The sequence below is a fragment of the Sphingomonas sp. UYAg733 genome (assembly GCF_054057355.1).
Genome location: NZ_JBSRZE010000001.1, coordinates 577,696 through 593,789 on the forward strand (window position 1 = coordinate 577,696; position 16,094 = coordinate 593,789).

The window sequence follows — 16,094 nt, forward strand, 5'->3', positions numbered from 1 at the left end:
CCGCTCCCTTCGCCCAAGCAGATCTTGGATTCGACCGGCCAGGACAAACGATGGATGGTGGCAGTTAGTTTAGCTGTGCTAAACCATCTCCATGTCCGCCCAGTTCACACTTCTGCACACGTTCGTTGAGGTTGCGCGGGCCGGACGCATGAAGGCGGCGGCTCTTAGTCTGGGAGTCACGCCGGGGGCGGTCAGCCAGCGCATCGGCCTCCTGGAGGAAAGGGTCGGTCGCCGCCTCTTCGTCCGGAACCATGCGGGCGTCGAGCTGAATCCCGCAGGGGCCGCAATGTTCGCGGAGCTAAATGCGCCATTCGAACTGATCGAAAGCGTCGACCGGAGGCTGTCTGCCCGCTCGTCGCCCCGCGTCGTCGTCAGCGTCATGGCCTCCTTCGCGGCGAGCTGGCTGGTGCCGCGGCTCGGGGAGTTCGCCGCTCGCGATCCGGAAATCGAAATCGCCGTCGAAACCGACCCTCGCCTCGTCGATCTCCGGCGAGAGCCCGTCGATCTGGCGATCCGGCACGGTCTCGGGAACTATCCGGGCCTTGAGGTCGCGTGGCTCCTGTCGCCCGAGCTTATCGTGGTCGCGAGCCCAGCCCTCCTGCGCGCCGGGATGCCGATACGGTCGCCCGCAGACTGCCTCTCCTACCCCCTTCTTCACGACATCGACCGCCACGACTGGCGGCTGTGGTTCGAGGCGCACGACGTGAGTCCCGCGTTAAATGCCAAGGGCCCCGCCTTCTCGGACGACCATCTCATGGTGAGGGCGGCGGTCGCCGGGCAGGGGCTAGCACTCGTCCGGAACGTGTATGCCGAAGACGACCTGCGATCCGGCAGATTGGTGCGGGCCCTCACCTTGGGCTGGCCGACGCGCCTCGCGTACTACGCGGTGACAACGAGGGAGGCGCTCCAGCGGCCAGCTGTCCGGCGCCTCCGGGACTGGCTGATCGACGAAGCACGCAAGCCGATGGCGGACCACTGAGCGGCCAATCGCCCCTCCACCGCGGGGCGAACCCCATTCCGAGGCCGCTCAACGCAGATGAACAGCACGCTGGAAGTCGGCCGGCGACCGGCCGTAGTGCTGTCGGAAGGCGGCTGTGAAGTGGCTGTGGCTGGAGAAGCCGAGGTCGAGCGCCAGCATGGTGAGGTCGGGGCAATCGCCGAGAAGATCGAGAGCGCGGGCGAGGCGAAGGCGCATCTGGTAGCGGTAGAGCGGTACGCCTTCGGCCTGGGCGAAGACCTGCGTCAGATAGACGGGCGACACGCCGATCTCGCCTGCGATCCCGGCCAATGTCCAGCGCCGGCCCGGATTGGCGGCGAGCAGCAGCTTGGTCCGGCTGACCAGCTTCCCGCGTCCGTAGCTGGTGGCGCGCGCATGCGAGGTGCGTTCGCCCAGCGACCGCCGGATCAGAGTCAGGGCGAGCGTCTCGGCCTCCAGCGTCTCCATCGCCCCACGCGACAAGCCATGGCGCAGCAGGGCCACGAGCGCCTGGGCGCGTGGGTCGATCCCCCGGCGCGGATGGTGGAAGCGGGCAGCGCCGCCCTTCTGCAGCTGATCCGGCGGCGTGAGTTCGCGCAGGAGCGCCGGATCGATGGCGACGGACAGGCAAGCGTCGCCTCCGGCGACGGGATGGCTGATCGCATAGTCCTCGTCCTCGTTGAAGAAGACGAGCTGATTGACCTCGGCGACGGTCTCCGCGGCGCCGACATGTCGCACGAAAGCGCCACGGTACGGGAACACCAGGTGCATCGACGTGGCACACTCGCTCGGCGACCGGTGGCGGCAATCGCCGCTGCAACGCACGTCGCGGATCGTGAGCGTCGTCGTCTCGAGCAGCGGGGTCACGCAAAGTTCATTGGTCTCGGGGCCTCGGCTCACGGACCGACTGCCAGAGCGAGGGCGGCGGCCGTCTCCAAGGCCTGCATGGCCGCCAGATAGGGCCCAGGCCCATGACTGATGCGCGCGACCCCCGCCGCTGCGAGCTTTCCAGGCGTGGGAGAGGTATCGCCGATCATCACATTGACCGGCAGCGGCGACGCTTCGCACACGCGCGCAATCAGTGCCTCGTCGATCAATCCCGGAACGAAGATGCCGTCGGCTCCCGCCGCGGCATAGGCATGCGCGCGCGCTATCGCCTCGCGGACCGCCGCTTCCTGATCCGTCCGCGCCCCCGCCTGGAAGAAGACGTCGGTGCGCGCATTGATGAAAAAGCCGGGACAAACCGCATCCGCCGCACCACGCGCCGCCGTCAGGCGCTCGAACTGCATGGCCATCGGCCGCATCGCGCCGTCGACGGGGAAGCTGTCCTCCATGTTGCATCCGACCACACCCGTCGCGACGACGCGGGCGATCGTGTCCGCCACGTCACCGGCCGACGCGCCGTACCCGCTCTCGATGTCGAGCGACACCGGCAGTCCGGTCGCGGCGGCGATGCGGCGCGCGTTGTCGAGGACGAGCGCGATCGGAACCATCTCGCCGTCGGCGAAGCCATTGGCATCGGCGACCGACCAGCTGCCTGTGGCAAGCGCCAAGGCACCGGCCTTCTCGACGGACCGGGCGCTACCGACATCCCATACGTTGAAGAGGACAAGAGGACGGCCGCTCTCATGGAGCGCGCGAAAGGCCTCGACTTTGGCTTCGTCGGTCATCGTGTCACCATAGGATGTGGTAATGAACAAGTCCGCCTCAATTCACGAGTCCGAAGCTGAGGCTCGAAAAGCTCGTGTCGAAATCGGTCAGGCTGGACCTTGGCTGCGGCCGGGTCCAGATGACGTTCAACTGCCAGCTTCCCTTGCCGGGCATCGCGAATACGGTGCGACCTTGTGCGTCGCTACGGTGCATCTCGATCGGCTGGGCGTCGTGCGCGAGGTCGTTGAGCTTCACCAGCGCACCGGCGAGTGGTCTTCCACGGTAATAGATCCGGACCGGCAATGCCCCGCCACGCGCGGCCGCCAGCGGACTGACTTCGGGAACGATCTCCAACGCCAGGCCGGCCGGACGAACTATCTGGCCCTGGCCCCTTGGGTCGAGGGGCCCTATCTGGACGATCGTCCGGGCGTGACGGCTGTAGTTCTCCGCCCCGTCGGCATCGCTTTTCCCGGCGCGTGCGCGAAGCGCTATGGCCGGCGTGAGGCCCTCGACCCTGAGATAGTCGTTGAACCGGATCGCGGGCAGGTGGCTCTCTGCCCGGTTGTCCGTCTCGAGCACGATGGAATAGGTGCCTGGCTTACCAAACGCGATCGCGGCGTCCTCCGATGACCCGCCGATGTGCAGGCCGTTTCGCAGGTCGATACGCCGACCGTCGGGGGCGATCGCCTCGAAGCGGATGACACGACTGCTCGGAACTGGGGACCGCTGCCGATAGGCGCCATGGCCAACCTGCAGGGTCAGTCCGATCGGCTCGCCTGGGCCCGCTCGCCAGCGTGCCGGCTGGAGCCAGAAATCGTGCGCATCCGCGGCCGTCGCCAAACACAATACGCCCAAAGCGAAAATTCGTGCGATCATGGTTAATCCAGATGGTCGGGCATGTAGCCGGGTGTGACGGGCAGCACCGTCAACGTCACGTTCAACGCGGCGATCGCGACGAGCCAGCTTGCGACGACGCGGGTCGGCAGAAGCCAGCCTCTGGCGAAAAGCATCGCGCTGGCCGTCGTCGCCAGGGTCAGCCCAAGCGCGAAGATCATGATCGATGTGGTGGTCGAGTTTGACGGGAGCGATCCCGCTATCGCGCCGCACAGACCGGCGAGCAACGGCATGAGCGCAGGCCTGCGGATCCGCGCGGGTAGCCAAGTCGTCCCCGCACCGATCGCAATGGCGGTCCACCCTGGGATCAGCATGCGATCCGTCGCGACGCCGTGCAGGCAAATCGCAGTCGCGGCGCTCGTGGCCAGCGCGAGCAGGCAAAGCCTGATCGAGCCCACGGGCGAGAGCCCTGCAGAGAGACCGGCGCTGGCGCCGAGCAGCGCAGTCGCGAGCAGCGTATCCCTCATCCCGAAAGCACCCGTGACAGAAACAGGACGCCCGTCGCCGCGATCGCCGCGCCGGACGCCCTGATGACGGTCGCGCCGCCACGACGGTCAGCCAGAAGGCCAATGCCGATACCCGCGACGTGGAGCAGTCCCGTCGCGAGGACGAAGCCAGTGCTGTAGCCGATAGGATCGGCGGCGGACGGTAGCTCCCGACCGTGCGCATAGCCGTGAAAGAGGGCGAACGTAGCTACGATGACGACCGCACCCCAGGTCGGCGCACGCCAGGCAGCCGCAATGCAGCCGCCCAGTACGAACACGGACAGGGCTATTCCGATTTCGACCGGCGGCATGGGTAGGCCGAACATCCCCAGGACCGCCCCGACGACCATCATCAATGGAAAGGTCACGGGCAGGAGGTAGATGAGCGGGCGACCGAGAAAGGCGCCCCATAGTCCAACCGCGACCATCGCGAGAAGGTGATCCCATCCGCTCAGCGGATGCGCGAACCCGGAAGCGAATCCGCCGGCGAGGCCGGTTCCCGTGTGGGCCGACGCCGGAGCAGCGGCGATCAGGAGCACGAACGCCGTTATCGCGCGGTGCGCTCGCCTTTCCGTCATCGCGTCGCGGGCACCGGGTCCGGCGCCGCAAGAAACGGGAAGGCCGAGGCGGAATGCACCTTCTCGTCGACATGCACGCCGTCGTCGATGCCGCTCGTGGTGCCGTTGGCAAGCAGGGAGCGATAGACGTTTACGGCGTCGTAGTTGACGGTGCGGCCCCCGCAATCGCCGGCCAGGTCCCGCTCGCCATTGAGCGCCGCCCGCTCGACCGCGAAGAGCTGGGTGCAGGTCGTCGAACGGCTGTTTACCCAGATTCGGTCGTCAGCGAGCAGTCTGGCCAACGGCCAGTAGCGGCGTGCTGGTGGCGCCTTTCGGTCGATCAGCATGCTGTCTCCGCAGCGCCCATCGAGCCCGTCGTAGAGTGCGACGCCCTTCGCGATCTCCGCGACGAACGGCTTCGCGGTGTCGGGGCGCGCGTGATTGTAGCGCTCCTTCAGCGCGTCGCGGGTCTCATCCGAACCCAAGGTGACGAGCAGGGCATTTCCGGTCAGGGGACGGGCCGCACGATCGATCTGTCCCTTTGGGCCGGTGGTCGATGCCCACACGGCGATGAACGCGCCCCCCTTCGTGACGCTGGCGACGTCGATCGACGCGACGATGGAATCCGGCGTCCACCCGCGGAGGAAGTTGGTCGCCGGGCCGCCGTCGGTGTGACGCCACGCCTGACCGATGTCCGTTGCCTGCCCGGCACTGAAAACGGGGCAACCGGCGGCGTCTGAGCGGGCGGTACCGGCGAGCGCCTTCCCGGCGATGTCGTACATCGCGCGGGTGCCCCGGACGTTGTTGAAGAACGGGTCGTCACGCAGACCGGCGAAGAGCCGAAAGCGGGCGCGGGCGCTGACCAATCCCTCTGAACGACTGGCATCGCCCCGCACGCGATCGACGCTGCCCAGGCTGCAATCCGCAGACGTCGCGTTCGCGAAGCGGCAGGTGAGCTCGATGGACGAGACGGTCCGTCCAAAGCGGCGCCCACTGTCGATGTGGAACGTGTAGGCGATCTTGTCGGAAAACGCGTGACCCACGATGGTCATCGCCAGATTGAGATGGCGGCCATCGGGCGCCATCCACGCAAAGAGATCACCGATGTCGGCGCGAGGGTCGGCGATCACCGACGGCGAATCCAGATGATCCGACGCCGTGGCAGGCGACAGTGCGCTCATGGCGGTGACCACAGAGAGGCAGGCCCCGAGGCCGCGCCGGCGAGACCGTGAGATGAGATTCAGCATGGTAGCTCCTGTCGTCGGGTCAGGCGCCGGCTTGGCGCCACAGTGCATTCGCTTCCTCTGCGATCACGTCCGGGCACTCCTCCGGCCAGAACAGCTTGCTCTTCTCGAGCCGCCGCACGCCGCGCGAGTTGCCGAAGCTCTGATCGAGGAAGTCGGCATTGGCAGGCTCGAAGATCGTGTCCGCAGAGCCCCAGACGATCCGGGTCGGTATGAGCGAACGCTTCAACGCCGGCCCGATGCCAGTCAGCACGTTGCGGCTCTGGGCGATCGCCAACTCCTCGACCTGCCTGGCACGCTCCGGGCTGGACAGAAGCGGACCGAAATACATCTCGATAGCCTCATCGGTCGGATTGCGTGGGTCCGCATAGCACATGCCGCCGAACTGGTCGGGGGCGCGTGCATGGTCGCGAGACTCATACCACGGCTCGAGCCACTGCTTCACGTAGAGGCCCTTTCGGGCGAGATCGATAACCGGTCGCATCGCCGGCGGTGGGCTCTGCCGCTCGGTGTCGCAATTGGTGAGCAAAAGCGTGCGGACGCGCTCGGGATGATGCGCGACGAGCAGCTGCGCGACCGCGCCGCCGCTGTCGCTGGCGACGACATGCACCCGGTTCACCTTCAGGGCATCCAGCAGTGCCACAAGCATTGCCATCTGCGCAGGCGCGGCCAGGTCCTGACCCTCCGCCGCCTCTGTCGCCCCGAGGCCCATGAAGTCCGGAACGATGCAGCGGTAGAACAACCCCAGCTGCTCCACCGAGGCGCGCCACTGGAATCCGCTGAGCGGGAAGCCATGCAGAAAGAGGGCAGGGTCGCCGCCCCCCTCATCGACATAGGCGATCCTGCCGAAGCCGTTGCGGAGGAATCGGCGGTTCAGTCCCCATTCCGGCACCCGGAAACGATCGATGCTGCGCTCAGCCAGAGCTGGCCGGGCGAGCGCCGCGCATGCGAGCGCGCCGGCGCTCAGGCCGAAGAAATTTCTACGATTCATTGTCGTTGGCCCCTGAAATGCTTCGCCAGCAGATGAGCCAAAGCGGGCGGAGCGGCTGTCGAAATCTTTAGCGTTCGATCGCGCACGCAGATGCGGGGAGCGGAGGCAATCGGCCATTCGCGGGCTTTCGCATCATGCTGCAGGTCGGCTACCTCAGCTGCGGCTGATATGGTATCTTCCCGTATGCCGACCGCCCTCCCCATTGGCCGTGCCCTCCGACGCTTCCGTCGGCTGAACGGAATCAAGCAAGGGCATGCCGCAGAGCTCCTGAACGTGTCACAGGGCAGCGTCTCGCGATGGGAAAGCGAGGCGATCACGCCGGCGCCCTGCCATCACGAGCGAATCGCGGCGATGATCTCAGCCCATGCAAACAGCGGCAGCGACGCGGCGCTGAGGCGATTGATCCTCACGTCGACTGCGACCGTTCATCTCATCTGTGACGCGACCCACAAACTTCTGGCCGTGTCGCCGCCTCGTGCGCATGCATGGCGGACCGACGTGGCCGCCTTCATCGGCACCTCGCTCTGGCGGTTCGCGAGCCCGGAAATCATCGATGCGGAAGCGGCACTGCTCGAGACCGGATGGCATGATGCCCCCTTCCAGAGCCATTCGTTCACGACGGGCCCGAACGGCAGCGACGTCATCGTGATCCGGCCCGGTCGGATGCGCTGGGAGAGCATTCCGCTCGCCGATGGCCGCGTGGGCCGGCTGACCACCGCGATCGGCTGACACGCATAACTTTTGCGTGGGCAGGGCCCCACGCCGCAACTAACCACCGGCGATGGACAAAACGAAGGCACGAATCGTCGCGCTGTGGCTCATGGGCGTGCTGGCGGCCGCGCAGCTCGCAAAGTTCTCCACGCTCGCGCCGGTGCTGCGTCAGGCCTTCGGCCTAACGCTTCCGGAGGCAAGCCTCCTGATTTCGCTCCTCGAGATAGGTGGCGCGCTGTTTGGCTTCGTCACCGGCCTGGCGCTTGGGTGGGTCGGTGGCCGCCGCTTCCTGGTTGCGGGCCTGGCGATACTCACTGCCGCAGGCGCCGGCGAGGTGCTGGCATCCACCGCCGCGATGCTCTTCACGGCCCGGGCCGTCGAAGGACTAGGATATGCGATGGTCGTCACCGCAGCGCCGACCTTGATCGCGGCGACGGCTCAGAGTGCCCAGGCGCGCGCCAAGGCGATGGCGCTATGGAGCACGTTCCTGCCCGTCGGCATCGGGCTAGGAAGCGTCGTCACAGGTGTGACCGCGGGATTGGCAGGCCCGAGTTCCGCGCTGGCAATCTGGATCGCGCTGTCCGCCACTGGCCTCGTAGCGGCTGGGCGCCTGAACTTGCCTGAAGCAAGCTCCAGGCAGTTCGCCCTGCCGGCGACGGGCGCCTGGTTGCTGACATTCGGGTTCGGACTCTACACGACGTTCATGTGCGGCGTGACGATGTTGTTGCCGACCTTCCTGACCGAGCAATTCGGCGCATCGATCGTCGTGGCCGGCACCATTGCCGGCGCGGTCTCCTTCGCCACCTTGCCGGGAGCGCTGATCGCGATGCGCGTCATCGGCAGGACGTCGTCATACCGTCTCGGCACGCTGGCTGTCCCCGCCCTGCTACTGGCCGCGGTGCTGATGCCAGCCATCTTCATAACCACCAAACGCTCGGTAAGCGGGCTGTGGCTTAGCGGAGCAGTCGCCATCCTGGCGGTTGTGCTGAGCGGCGTAGCGCGCACGTCCCTTTTCACCCGCATCCCCGATCTCGCTGGCAGCCGAAGCCCGGGAGACCCACGCCTTGCCGCCGCCATGGGCCTGCTGACACAGTTCGGTGCGGCAGGGGCGCTGGTCGGCCCACCGCTCGGCAGCCTCGTCGTCGAACGATATGGGTGGTTTGGTCTCGGCGTTGCCGCCAGCGGTCTGGCCATCGCGCTATCAATGACACTGTTGGCCGCCGAACGCATGCCTGCCCGGGAGTCGACGTCCCTCCAATGAGCAGCGCCTCGGCCGCGTTCTCTGTCCTTGTCGGAGAAAGGCGGGCGTCAACTTGCTACGCGCCGTCCAAGCGCCCCCCTGACCGGCCCTGTTCGAGCTGGGCAGAAGCGAGCAAGCTGCCGCGCGGGAGCGCAGCACGGCGCGAGACGGCATCGATCCACTCAGCTGTCGAGGCCACCGCACCGAAATTCGCGTGAAAGATCACCGTAAGAACGCGATGCATCTCCTCGGCGGTCGCCGCTCCGGCAGCGTTCGCATAACCTAACGCGCCGCTCGCATCTGACAAAATCTCGACCATGTATCCGCGATGCGCGGCCTCGAGCGTCGTCGCCACGATGCAATTCTGCGTCATGTAGCCGACGATCGTCAGTGCGTTTAGTCGGTGCGCCTCGATCCATTCTGCAAAATCGGTGCCGGTAAAGACACTTGGCTTCGTCTTTCCGATCACATGGTCATTCGACTGTACAGAAATAGAAGAATGGAGCGCCGCGCCGCGGCTTCCCTGCGCAAATGCCGCCGCGTCAGCCGGATTGACGTGCCGTACGATGGCGATCGGCACGTCCGCCAGTCGGGCGATCCGGATCGATTCGATAATGTTGGGGAGTGATACCTCGACGCTGGGATAGCCGATGGGCAGTGCGCCATCGAAATACTCATTCTGAACGTCAATCACGATCAAGCCGCGTCTGGGTGCGGGCAACGGCTGGGGCATTGAAGACCCTCCCTTGAGACAGTTGATGTTTTAGTGCGGCTTGAACCGCAGGGTGAATATTGTCGGCTATCAACCGTTCCTCGACACCCGTCCCCAATGGCGATGGACCGCTCCCGCATCAGACACCGGTTCATACCAATGTACAGCGGTTCCATTTTTGATAGCTTGCAGACTGATGTAGTCGAACCGGCCGTGTTCGCCTGCGCCGTGCCAATGGCGCTCGTCGGCCGCGAACCAAACACAATCGCCTTCGCGCACCTCGGCGACATCGCCGCCGTCTGACTGGACCAGGCCGACGCCGCCTAGCACGAACAGCAGTTGGCCGCGCGGATGGCTGTGCCAGTGCGTAGCGACACCGGGGTCGAAGGACGCGCGCACCGCGGTCATCTCACCTTCAGCGCAACCGGAGAGCAACGTCTGGGCAGTGAAAGGACCATTTGCGACCCCGTCCGGTCCAGCTCGCACGCCGCTCCCGGCGCGCCGGATCGTCATGACCGCCGGGTAGCCCGCCTCTGCAACAATCTGCGCGGTCATACGGCTGCCCTGCCGTTGGCGAACGACCAATCGTCGGCGGTCGAGTTGGCAATGACGATCATAACGTCCTCGGGGCGCATGCCAGGCGTCTCGGCGAGGCATTCGACGAGCCTGCGGAAGAACCGCGCCGTTGTGTTCGGCTTCCGGGTCTTTCCGGTGGTGATGTGGAACAGGACATAGTCCTCCGATCTCGGACCGCCGCCATAATCCCGGTCGAAGATCAGCTCTCCCGGCTGATGCTGATGGATCGCGGTGAAGCGATCGTTCGGCGGAACATCAAAGCACTCGACAAGGGCGCGGTCGAGGCTGTCCACGATGGCAGCGACGTAACCGACGGGCTTCCCGGCGATCAGAGATATGCGGGTAAAGGGCATCATGCGCGTCCGCGGTAATTGTTGACAGGAACGTAATGCATCTACAGCATCGTGCGGAAAATTAGATTATTCGGAACAGTAGGTCCCGAAAATCGGGATGGTTCATGCGCCTCGTCAATCTCGATATGGACGCGCTTCGCAGTTTCGTCCTCGGCGTGGACGCCGGGTCGTTCGCGGCGGCGGCGGGCCGATTGGGGCGGTCGAGCTCGGCGGTCAGCGCCCATCTCAGGAAGCTCGAGGGTCAGGCGGGCGTAGTGCTGGTGCGCAAGTCCGGACGCGGCCTGTCGCTGACCGATGGGGGCGAGACTTTGCTGCCCTACGCCCGGCGCCTGCTGGAACTCAACGACGAGGCGGCCGGCGCGGTGCGTGAGGTCGCGCTGGAAGGCTGGGTACGCTTCGGCCTGCCGGAGGATTTCGGCGAGAAGATCCTCCCCGGGGTCCTCGGCCGATTCGCACGGGCGCACCCCAAGGTTCGGATCGAAGGGCGGATCGCCCGCAACAGCGAGCTGACCAGCAAGATCGCGGCCGCGCAGCTCGATCTGGCGCTGGTGTGGGACGATGGGCTTGGGTCGACCGGCGGGGAGCGGATCGCGGCCGTGCCGCTATGCTGGTTGGGTGCGGCACGCGCCCATGGCCAGACCGTGTGGCAGGCAAGTTCGGGCGAGCCCGTTCCCCTCGTCGCGCTCGAAGCGCCGTGTCTGCTGCGGACCATGGCTTGCGAGGCACTCGATCAGGCCGGGCTCCCCTGGAGGATCGCCTTCGTCAGTCCGAGCCTCGGCGGCCTCTGGGCAGCGACGGGTGCCGGATTGGGAATCGCGTTGCGCACACCGGTTGGACATCCTGAATCGGTGCGAGCGCTCGATGCGGCTGCGTCCGGTCTGCCAGAACTGCCGTCCTTGAACCTGGCGCTACTTCGAGGACGGGAGGTCGGCGCGACAGCAGGTCATCTCGCCGCAATCGCGGCGGCGGCGTTGCGCGAGGCATTGCCTGCCAGATGGTTGACGGCCGTAGATAGCAGCCTTGGCGACGACCGCGCGCGAGCGGAATAGGACGGCCTGGGATGTCGCTGGACCGGGCGAGCGGCGCGGTGAGGCCCCCATTCACGCGTCGTGCAGCAGCCCCGGGCTCGCCGTTTCTGGCTTCCTGAAGCCGGTTGTCCGCACGGACGACTGAAGTGCGCGCTCGACGTTCTAGCCAATCCCACCTCATGTTTGCCTCGGGCGACGCAACCGGGCCGCTTGCGTGACTCATTGCGGGGTTGCGTTACGTTGACACTTGGTAACGGCGGGGAATGGACCTTGTAATGTTGCTTCAGCCGGCAGAGACCTTGACCGATCGGCCCCGGGACCGTGGGAAACGCTATGGTGACGGAGCGTCGTGCCGCTTTCGGTCGCGATAGGCGCGAGTCTTGTGCCGGTTGCCGCAGCGAGTTGAGGAGCACCAACGACGATTGCCCGGCTTGGAGCGGTCGAAGAACACCCAGCCGCACTCGTCCGAAGCGCACATCTTCAGGCGATCCAGTCGCGCCGACTGCGAGAGTAGATGTAGTTCCGCCAGCGCATAACCTAGCGCTGAGGCGCCCGGCGCAGGTCGTAGCGCGATCTCGCCAGATCCGGACATGGAAAAGATCATCGGAAAGCCGGTGGCGGCAGCGGCGAACATCGCCCCCGCCTCGGCATCGTCGCCCCGCGTGGCCGGATCAAGCGCCAGAAATAGTCTAATAGCCCTCCGCAGTCCCAAGGCGTTGCCGTGATCCGGCGCTCCGAGCCGGGTGTCATCGTTCAAAAGTCCCCGGCCGCGCAGCCAGCCTTCCAATCCTGAAATGGTCGATAGCTCGTCGCTCGCGACGTGAACTGCGCCGCCCTCGACGTAGTCGCGCAGATCAAGCGAGTTAACGAAATCGTAGAGGAGAGCAATTTCGGCCGGAACCAGGAATTTGTCAGATAGCCTCATAAGACACCAGTATAAGCGCTTTGCTGGTTGACGCAACGAACACCAGTTAATAGGAATAGCTAGTGTCGAACGGAGGTTGCCACGCCCACCGAACGATCGATGGCGGCATCTCCCGCCGATCCTCACGCGAAGGGGCCAGGTTATGGCGAAACCCAAGATCTCGACTGAGGATCCGTCATATCGGAAACGCATCCAGGTGCTCGACGCCGACATGGCGTATGTCGATGCCGGTGAAGGCGAGCCCATCGTCTTTCTTCATGGTAACCCAACGCCATCCTATCTGTGGCGCGACATCATTCCTCATCTGCTGCCGTTCGGGCGCTGTCTGGCGCCGGACTATGTCGGCATGGGAAACTCGGGGCCGGCGCCTGACGGCAATTACAGGTTCCTTGATCACCAGCGCTACCTTGACGCTTGGTTCGAAGCGTTGAACCTCAGAGAAAACATCATCCTCGTAGTCCACGACTGGGGCTCGGCGCTCGGCTTCCATTGGGCCCAGCGCTATCCCGAGCGCGTGAAGGCGATAGTCTACATGGAAGGTATCGTTCGGCCGTTCGCGTCCTGGGATGAGTGGCCCGAGGTGACGCGCGGCTTCTTTCAGGGACAGCGTTCCCCCGCTGGGGAAGACATGATTCTCCAGAAGAACCTCTTCATCGAATATCTCTTGCCGCTGCGGAGCATTCCGGATGAAGCGATCGATGTTTATCGGCGGCATTACCGCAATCCTGGGGAATCGCGCCGTCCGATGCTGACCTGGTCGCGCGAATTGCCGATCGCGGGTGAGCCTGCCGATGTGGTGGCGATCGTGGAATCCTACGCAAAGTGGATGGCCACCAATCCGATCCCGAAATTCTTCATCGACGCGGAGCCTGGCGGCTTCCTGATCGGCGCGCAGCGCGAATTCTGCCGCAGCTGGCCGAATCAGCAGGAGATCACGCTCAAGGGCGCACACTTCCTACAGGAGGAGGCGCCGGAGGAGGTCGGCGAAGCGATCGCCCGCTACGTCGCGAAGGTTCTCTCAGGGCAGATCAAATGACGTCCGCGATGACCGAGGAACTCCATTATCTCGAGCTCACCGAGTTGGCGGCGCTGCTACGGACTGGGGAACTATCGCCAGTGGAGGTAACGCGAGCGCAGCTCGATCGAATCGGCACGTTGGACGGCGAACTGCGCAGCTACGCGCTGGTGATGGCAGATGCTGCAATGGCGGCGGCGGAGGCGGCCGAGGTGGAGATCGCCGCAGGCAACTATCGCGGGCCGCTGCACGGCGTTCCCATCGCTGTGAAGGACTTGTTCTGGACCGCGGATGTTCCGACCGCGGCCGGCATGGCGATCTACAAGGATTTCCGCCCAGCCCAGGACGCAACAGCGGTGCGTCGCCTTCGAGAGGCCGGAGCAATCGTGCTCGGCAAACTTCAGATGACGGAAGGCGCCTACTCCGATTACCATCCATCCGTCACGGCGCCAACGAACCCGTGGGACGCCGCTTATTGGCCGGGGATATCGTCCAGTGGACCCGGTGTCGCGACAGCCGCGGGTCTTTGCTACGGAGCGCTTGCCTCCGACACCGGAGGGTCCATCCGGTGGCCTGCCGCCGCGACTGGTACGACAGGGCTGAAGCCGACCTGGGGGCGCGTCAGCCGCCACGGCGCGTTCGAGCTGGCGGCGACACTGGACCATGTCGGAACGATCGCGCGCAGTGCCGTCGACGCGGGCATCATGCTGGCCGCCATCGCGGGAAGCGATCCACTCGATCCGACCGCGTTGCTGGAGCCGGTCCCCGACTATGTTGCCTTTGCCGCAAGAAGTGTTCGGGGCCTGCGGATCGGTGTCGATGCCGCGTGGAACAGCGACGACGTTGATGAGAAGACGCGAACGGTGCTATCGGAAGCCATCGCGACCTTCCGGAACCTCGGCGCTGTCATCGCCGAGGTGCGCGTTCCCGATGTCAAACAAATCGTCGCCGACTGGGCTCCAAATTGCGCGGTGGAGACGGCGGTGGCGCACGAACCCACCTATCCTTCGCGCAAGGACGAATATGGCTCCGTACTCGCTTCCGTGGTCGAAGCGGGGCGTGCATTGTCCGGCCTCGATTATCAGAAGGTGCTGCTGCGGCGCCTGGACTTCTGTGGCGAGGTCGCCGGGTTGTTCAGAACGGTCGATCTGCTGCTGACGCCGGTGCATCCATTCTCGCCGCCAACGTTGGCCATGATCGGCGAAATGGGGACGCAACCCGAACTGATCGCGAAACTGCAGCGGTATACCTGCCCATTCAACATGACCGGCAGCCCGACGATCACTTTGCCCGGTGGCTTCAACGACGCGGGCTTACCGATCGCGTTCCAGCTCATCGCTTCCGCTCTTGGCGAGGCGACGCTCGTTCGCGCTGGCGCGGGGTTCCAGAGCGTCACGCCCTGGCACCACCGTCATCCCGGCGCTAACCCTACCCACGATTTTCGCTACAACGCCAATGTCGATGACGAACGGTAAGCTCGCCCTGGCTAAGCCACGCGTCTTCTACGGCTGGTTCGTCGTCGCAGGCGCGTTCGGCGTCACGTTCGCGGGCTTCGGGAGCGCGTATACGTTCAGCGCCTTCGTGGAATCGCTGCAACGGGATTTCGCGGCGTCGCGCGGCTCGGTGTCTCTCGTCTTCTCCCTCGCAGGCTTTCTCTATTTCAGCCTCGGCGTAGTGAGCGGCCCAATGGCTGACCGTTGGGGCTCGCGTCGTCTGGCGGTGATCGGGATGCTCCTGACCGCGCTCGGCTTGGCGATGGCAAGCGTCGCGCGCAACATCACCGAAGTGTATGCCGCTTATGGCCTGGGCGTGGGACTTGGCGTCGGCTTCTCCTACGTCCCGGTGGTCGGCGCGGTTCAGCGATGGTTCTCCAGGCACCGCGGGCTCGCGTCCGGCCTGGCGGTGAGCGGGATCGGCGTCGGCACTCTCGTGATGCCACCTCTTGCCTCGCATCTCATCGCGACGGTGGGATGGCGCGAAGCCTATCTCATCGTTGCCGGTCTTGCGGCAGTTGTGGGGACCGGTAGCGCACTGTTGATTGAAAACGGTCCTGGGAACCGCAGCCTGGGTCCCGACGGCGATCCACTCCCGCCGGCAGACGCGGTAGCCGATGCTGACGGAATGAGCGTGAGGGGGGCTGTCGGGTCGCGGCGCTTCGTCTTGCTCTACATCGCCTGCCTGATCGCCGCCTTCGGCGTGTTCGTGCCGTTCGTGCATCTTGTTCCGTACGCGATCGATCACGGCGTGACCAAATCAAACTCCGTCCTGTTATTGGGTGTCATTGGCATCGGCAGCACTGCCGGGCGCTTCTTTCTAGGCGGGCTAATGGATAGGATGGGTCGCGGCGCCGCGCTCCCCGCGATGTTCGCCGGCATGGGGCTCTCGTTCGTGCTTTGGGTATGCGCCAGCGGCTTCTGGGCACTCGCCGCCTTCGCATTCACGTATGGCGTGTTCTATGGTGGCTGGGTCGCCGTGCTACCGGCCGTGGTGATGGATTACTTTGGCGGACGCCATGTCAGTGGCATCATCGGCGTTCTCTACACAAGCGTGGCCTTGGGGACGCTAATCGGTCCTAGCGCGGCTGGGTACCTATTCGATTTTAGCCACAGTTACACGCTGCCGATCATTGTAAGCGGTTGTGCAAATCTCATCGCGACCGGTATTGCGGCGATGATACCAGAGGCGACGTCGGCCCGCGGCACCCTGTTCCGCTGCAGGCCGAGTGATCACGCGTGAC

Annotated in this window: 18 protein-coding genes; 7 read left to right on the forward strand and 11 right to left on the reverse strand. The window is 65.2% G+C overall.

The window, feature by feature from the left end; genetic code table 11:
- The first annotated feature begins 91 nt into the window (after positions 1-91).
- Complete coding sequence (locus ACVWZA_RS02945; protein WP_457309648.1) at positions 92-979, forward strand: LysR substrate-binding domain-containing protein; 888 nt, start codon at positions 92-94, stop codon at positions 977-979.
- Positions 980-1,027: 48 nt separating this feature from the next.
- On the opposite strand, the gene ACVWZA_RS02950 is transcribed toward ACVWZA_RS02945, so the two are convergent.
- Genes ACVWZA_RS02950 through ACVWZA_RS02980 form a run of 7 tightly spaced genes read right to left on the reverse strand, consistent with a single transcriptional unit; the run spans position 1,028 to position 6,797 of the window.
- Positions 1,028-1,843: a helix-turn-helix domain-containing protein gene (locus ACVWZA_RS02950; protein WP_457309649.1), complete on the reverse strand. Its 816-nt coding sequence runs from the start codon at positions 1,841-1,843 to the stop codon at positions 1,028-1,030.
- Positions 1,844-1,872: 29 nt separating this feature from the next.
- Entirely contained in the window at positions 1,873-2,646 is a 774-nt protein-coding gene (locus ACVWZA_RS02955) for an isocitrate lyase/PEP mutase family protein (protein WP_457309650.1), read from the reverse strand.
- A 37-nt stretch (positions 2,647-2,683) separates the two neighbouring features.
- Entirely contained in the window at positions 2,684-3,502 is an 819-nt protein-coding gene (locus ACVWZA_RS02960; protein WP_457309651.1) for a DUF4198 domain-containing protein, read from the reverse strand.
- A 2-nt stretch (positions 3,503-3,504) separates the two neighbouring features.
- Positions 3,505-3,987, reverse strand: coding sequence for a hypothetical protein (locus ACVWZA_RS02965; RefSeq protein ID WP_457309652.1), 483 nt, complete (start codon positions 3,985-3,987; stop codon positions 3,505-3,507).
- Positions 3,984-4,583, reverse strand: coding sequence for a HupE/UreJ family protein (locus ACVWZA_RS02970; RefSeq protein WP_457309653.1), 600 nt, complete (start codon positions 4,581-4,583; stop codon positions 3,984-3,986). Before ACVWZA_RS02970 ends, ACVWZA_RS02965 begins: the two co-directional genes overlap by 4 nt.
- A complete protein-coding gene (locus tag ACVWZA_RS02975) occupies positions 4,580-5,809 on the reverse strand; it encodes a DUF4331 family protein (RefSeq protein ID WP_457309654.1) in 1,230 nt (409 codons plus the stop codon). Before ACVWZA_RS02975 ends, ACVWZA_RS02970 begins: the two co-directional genes overlap by 4 nt.
- Before the next feature lie 19 nt (positions 5,810-5,828).
- Positions 5,829-6,797, reverse strand: a complete 969-nt coding sequence (locus ACVWZA_RS02980; RefSeq protein WP_457309655.1) for an alpha/beta fold hydrolase — start codon at positions 6,795-6,797, stop codon at positions 5,829-5,831.
- Positions 6,798-6,980: 183 nt separating this feature from the next.
- On the opposite strand from ACVWZA_RS02980, the gene ACVWZA_RS02985 reads away from it, so the two are divergent.
- Both ACVWZA_RS02985 and ACVWZA_RS02990 read left to right on the forward strand, forming a co-directional pair.
- A complete protein-coding gene (locus ACVWZA_RS02985; protein WP_457309656.1) occupies positions 6,981-7,526 on the forward strand; it encodes a helix-turn-helix domain-containing protein in 546 nt (181 codons plus the stop codon).
- 52 nt (positions 7,527-7,578) lie between these two features.
- On the forward strand, positions 7,579-8,769 hold the full coding sequence (locus tag ACVWZA_RS02990; RefSeq protein ID WP_457309657.1) for an MFS transporter: 1,191 nt from the start codon (positions 7,579-7,581) through the stop codon (positions 8,767-8,769).
- A gap of 55 nt (positions 8,770-8,824) precedes the next feature.
- On the opposite strand, the gene ACVWZA_RS02995 is transcribed toward ACVWZA_RS02990, so the two are convergent.
- The 3 genes from ACVWZA_RS02995 to ACVWZA_RS03005 all read right to left on the reverse strand — a co-directional run bounded on the left by ACVWZA_RS02995 (position 8,825) and on the right by ACVWZA_RS03005 (position 10,392).
- Positions 8,825-9,481: an isochorismatase family protein gene (locus tag ACVWZA_RS02995; protein WP_457309658.1), complete on the reverse strand. Its 657-nt coding sequence runs from the start codon at positions 9,479-9,481 to the stop codon at positions 8,825-8,827.
- A 69-nt stretch (positions 9,482-9,550) separates the two neighbouring features.
- Complete coding sequence (locus ACVWZA_RS03000; RefSeq protein WP_457309659.1) at positions 9,551-10,015, reverse strand: cupin domain-containing protein; 465 nt, start codon at positions 10,013-10,015, stop codon at positions 9,551-9,553.
- Entirely contained in the window at positions 10,012-10,392 is a 381-nt protein-coding gene (locus tag ACVWZA_RS03005; protein ID WP_457309660.1) for a tautomerase family protein, read from the reverse strand. The genes ACVWZA_RS03000 and ACVWZA_RS03005 overlap by 4 nt, the downstream gene beginning before the upstream one ends.
- 101 nt (positions 10,393-10,493) lie before the next feature.
- Here ACVWZA_RS03005 and ACVWZA_RS03010 point away from each other — a divergent pair, with 101 nt between their 5' ends.
- Positions 10,494-11,438 (forward strand): LysR substrate-binding domain-containing protein, encoded by a 945-nt coding sequence (locus tag ACVWZA_RS03010; protein ID WP_457309661.1) that lies wholly within the window; start codon positions 10,494-10,496, stop codon positions 11,436-11,438.
- Between the two features lie 310 nt (positions 11,439-11,748).
- Here the strand turns inward: ACVWZA_RS03010 and ACVWZA_RS03015 are convergent, their stop codons facing one another.
- Positions 11,749-12,342, reverse strand: coding sequence for a CGNR zinc finger domain-containing protein (locus ACVWZA_RS03015; protein WP_457309662.1), 594 nt, complete (start codon positions 12,340-12,342; stop codon positions 11,749-11,751).
- Positions 12,343-12,484: 142 nt separating this feature from the next.
- On the opposite strand from ACVWZA_RS03015, the gene ACVWZA_RS03020 reads away from it, so the two are divergent.
- From ACVWZA_RS03020 to ACVWZA_RS03030, 3 genes are read left to right on the forward strand one after another with little or no spacing between them, the layout of a single operon-like run.
- Positions 12,485-13,378 carry a haloalkane dehalogenase gene (locus ACVWZA_RS03020; RefSeq protein WP_457309663.1) on the forward strand — a complete coding sequence of 298 codons (894 nt, stop codon included), beginning with the start codon at positions 12,485-12,487 and terminating at the stop codon, positions 13,376-13,378.
- Between the two features lie 8 nt (positions 13,379-13,386).
- On the forward strand, positions 13,387-14,832 hold the full coding sequence (locus ACVWZA_RS03025) for an amidase (RefSeq protein WP_457309664.1): 1,446 nt from the start codon (positions 13,387-13,389) through the stop codon (positions 14,830-14,832).
- Positions 14,819-16,093 carry an MFS transporter gene (locus tag ACVWZA_RS03030; protein WP_457309665.1) on the forward strand — a complete coding sequence of 425 codons (1,275 nt, stop codon included), beginning with the start codon at positions 14,819-14,821 and terminating at the stop codon, positions 16,091-16,093. The genes ACVWZA_RS03025 and ACVWZA_RS03030 overlap by 14 nt, the downstream gene beginning before the upstream one ends.
- Position 16,094 lies beyond the last annotated feature (1 nt).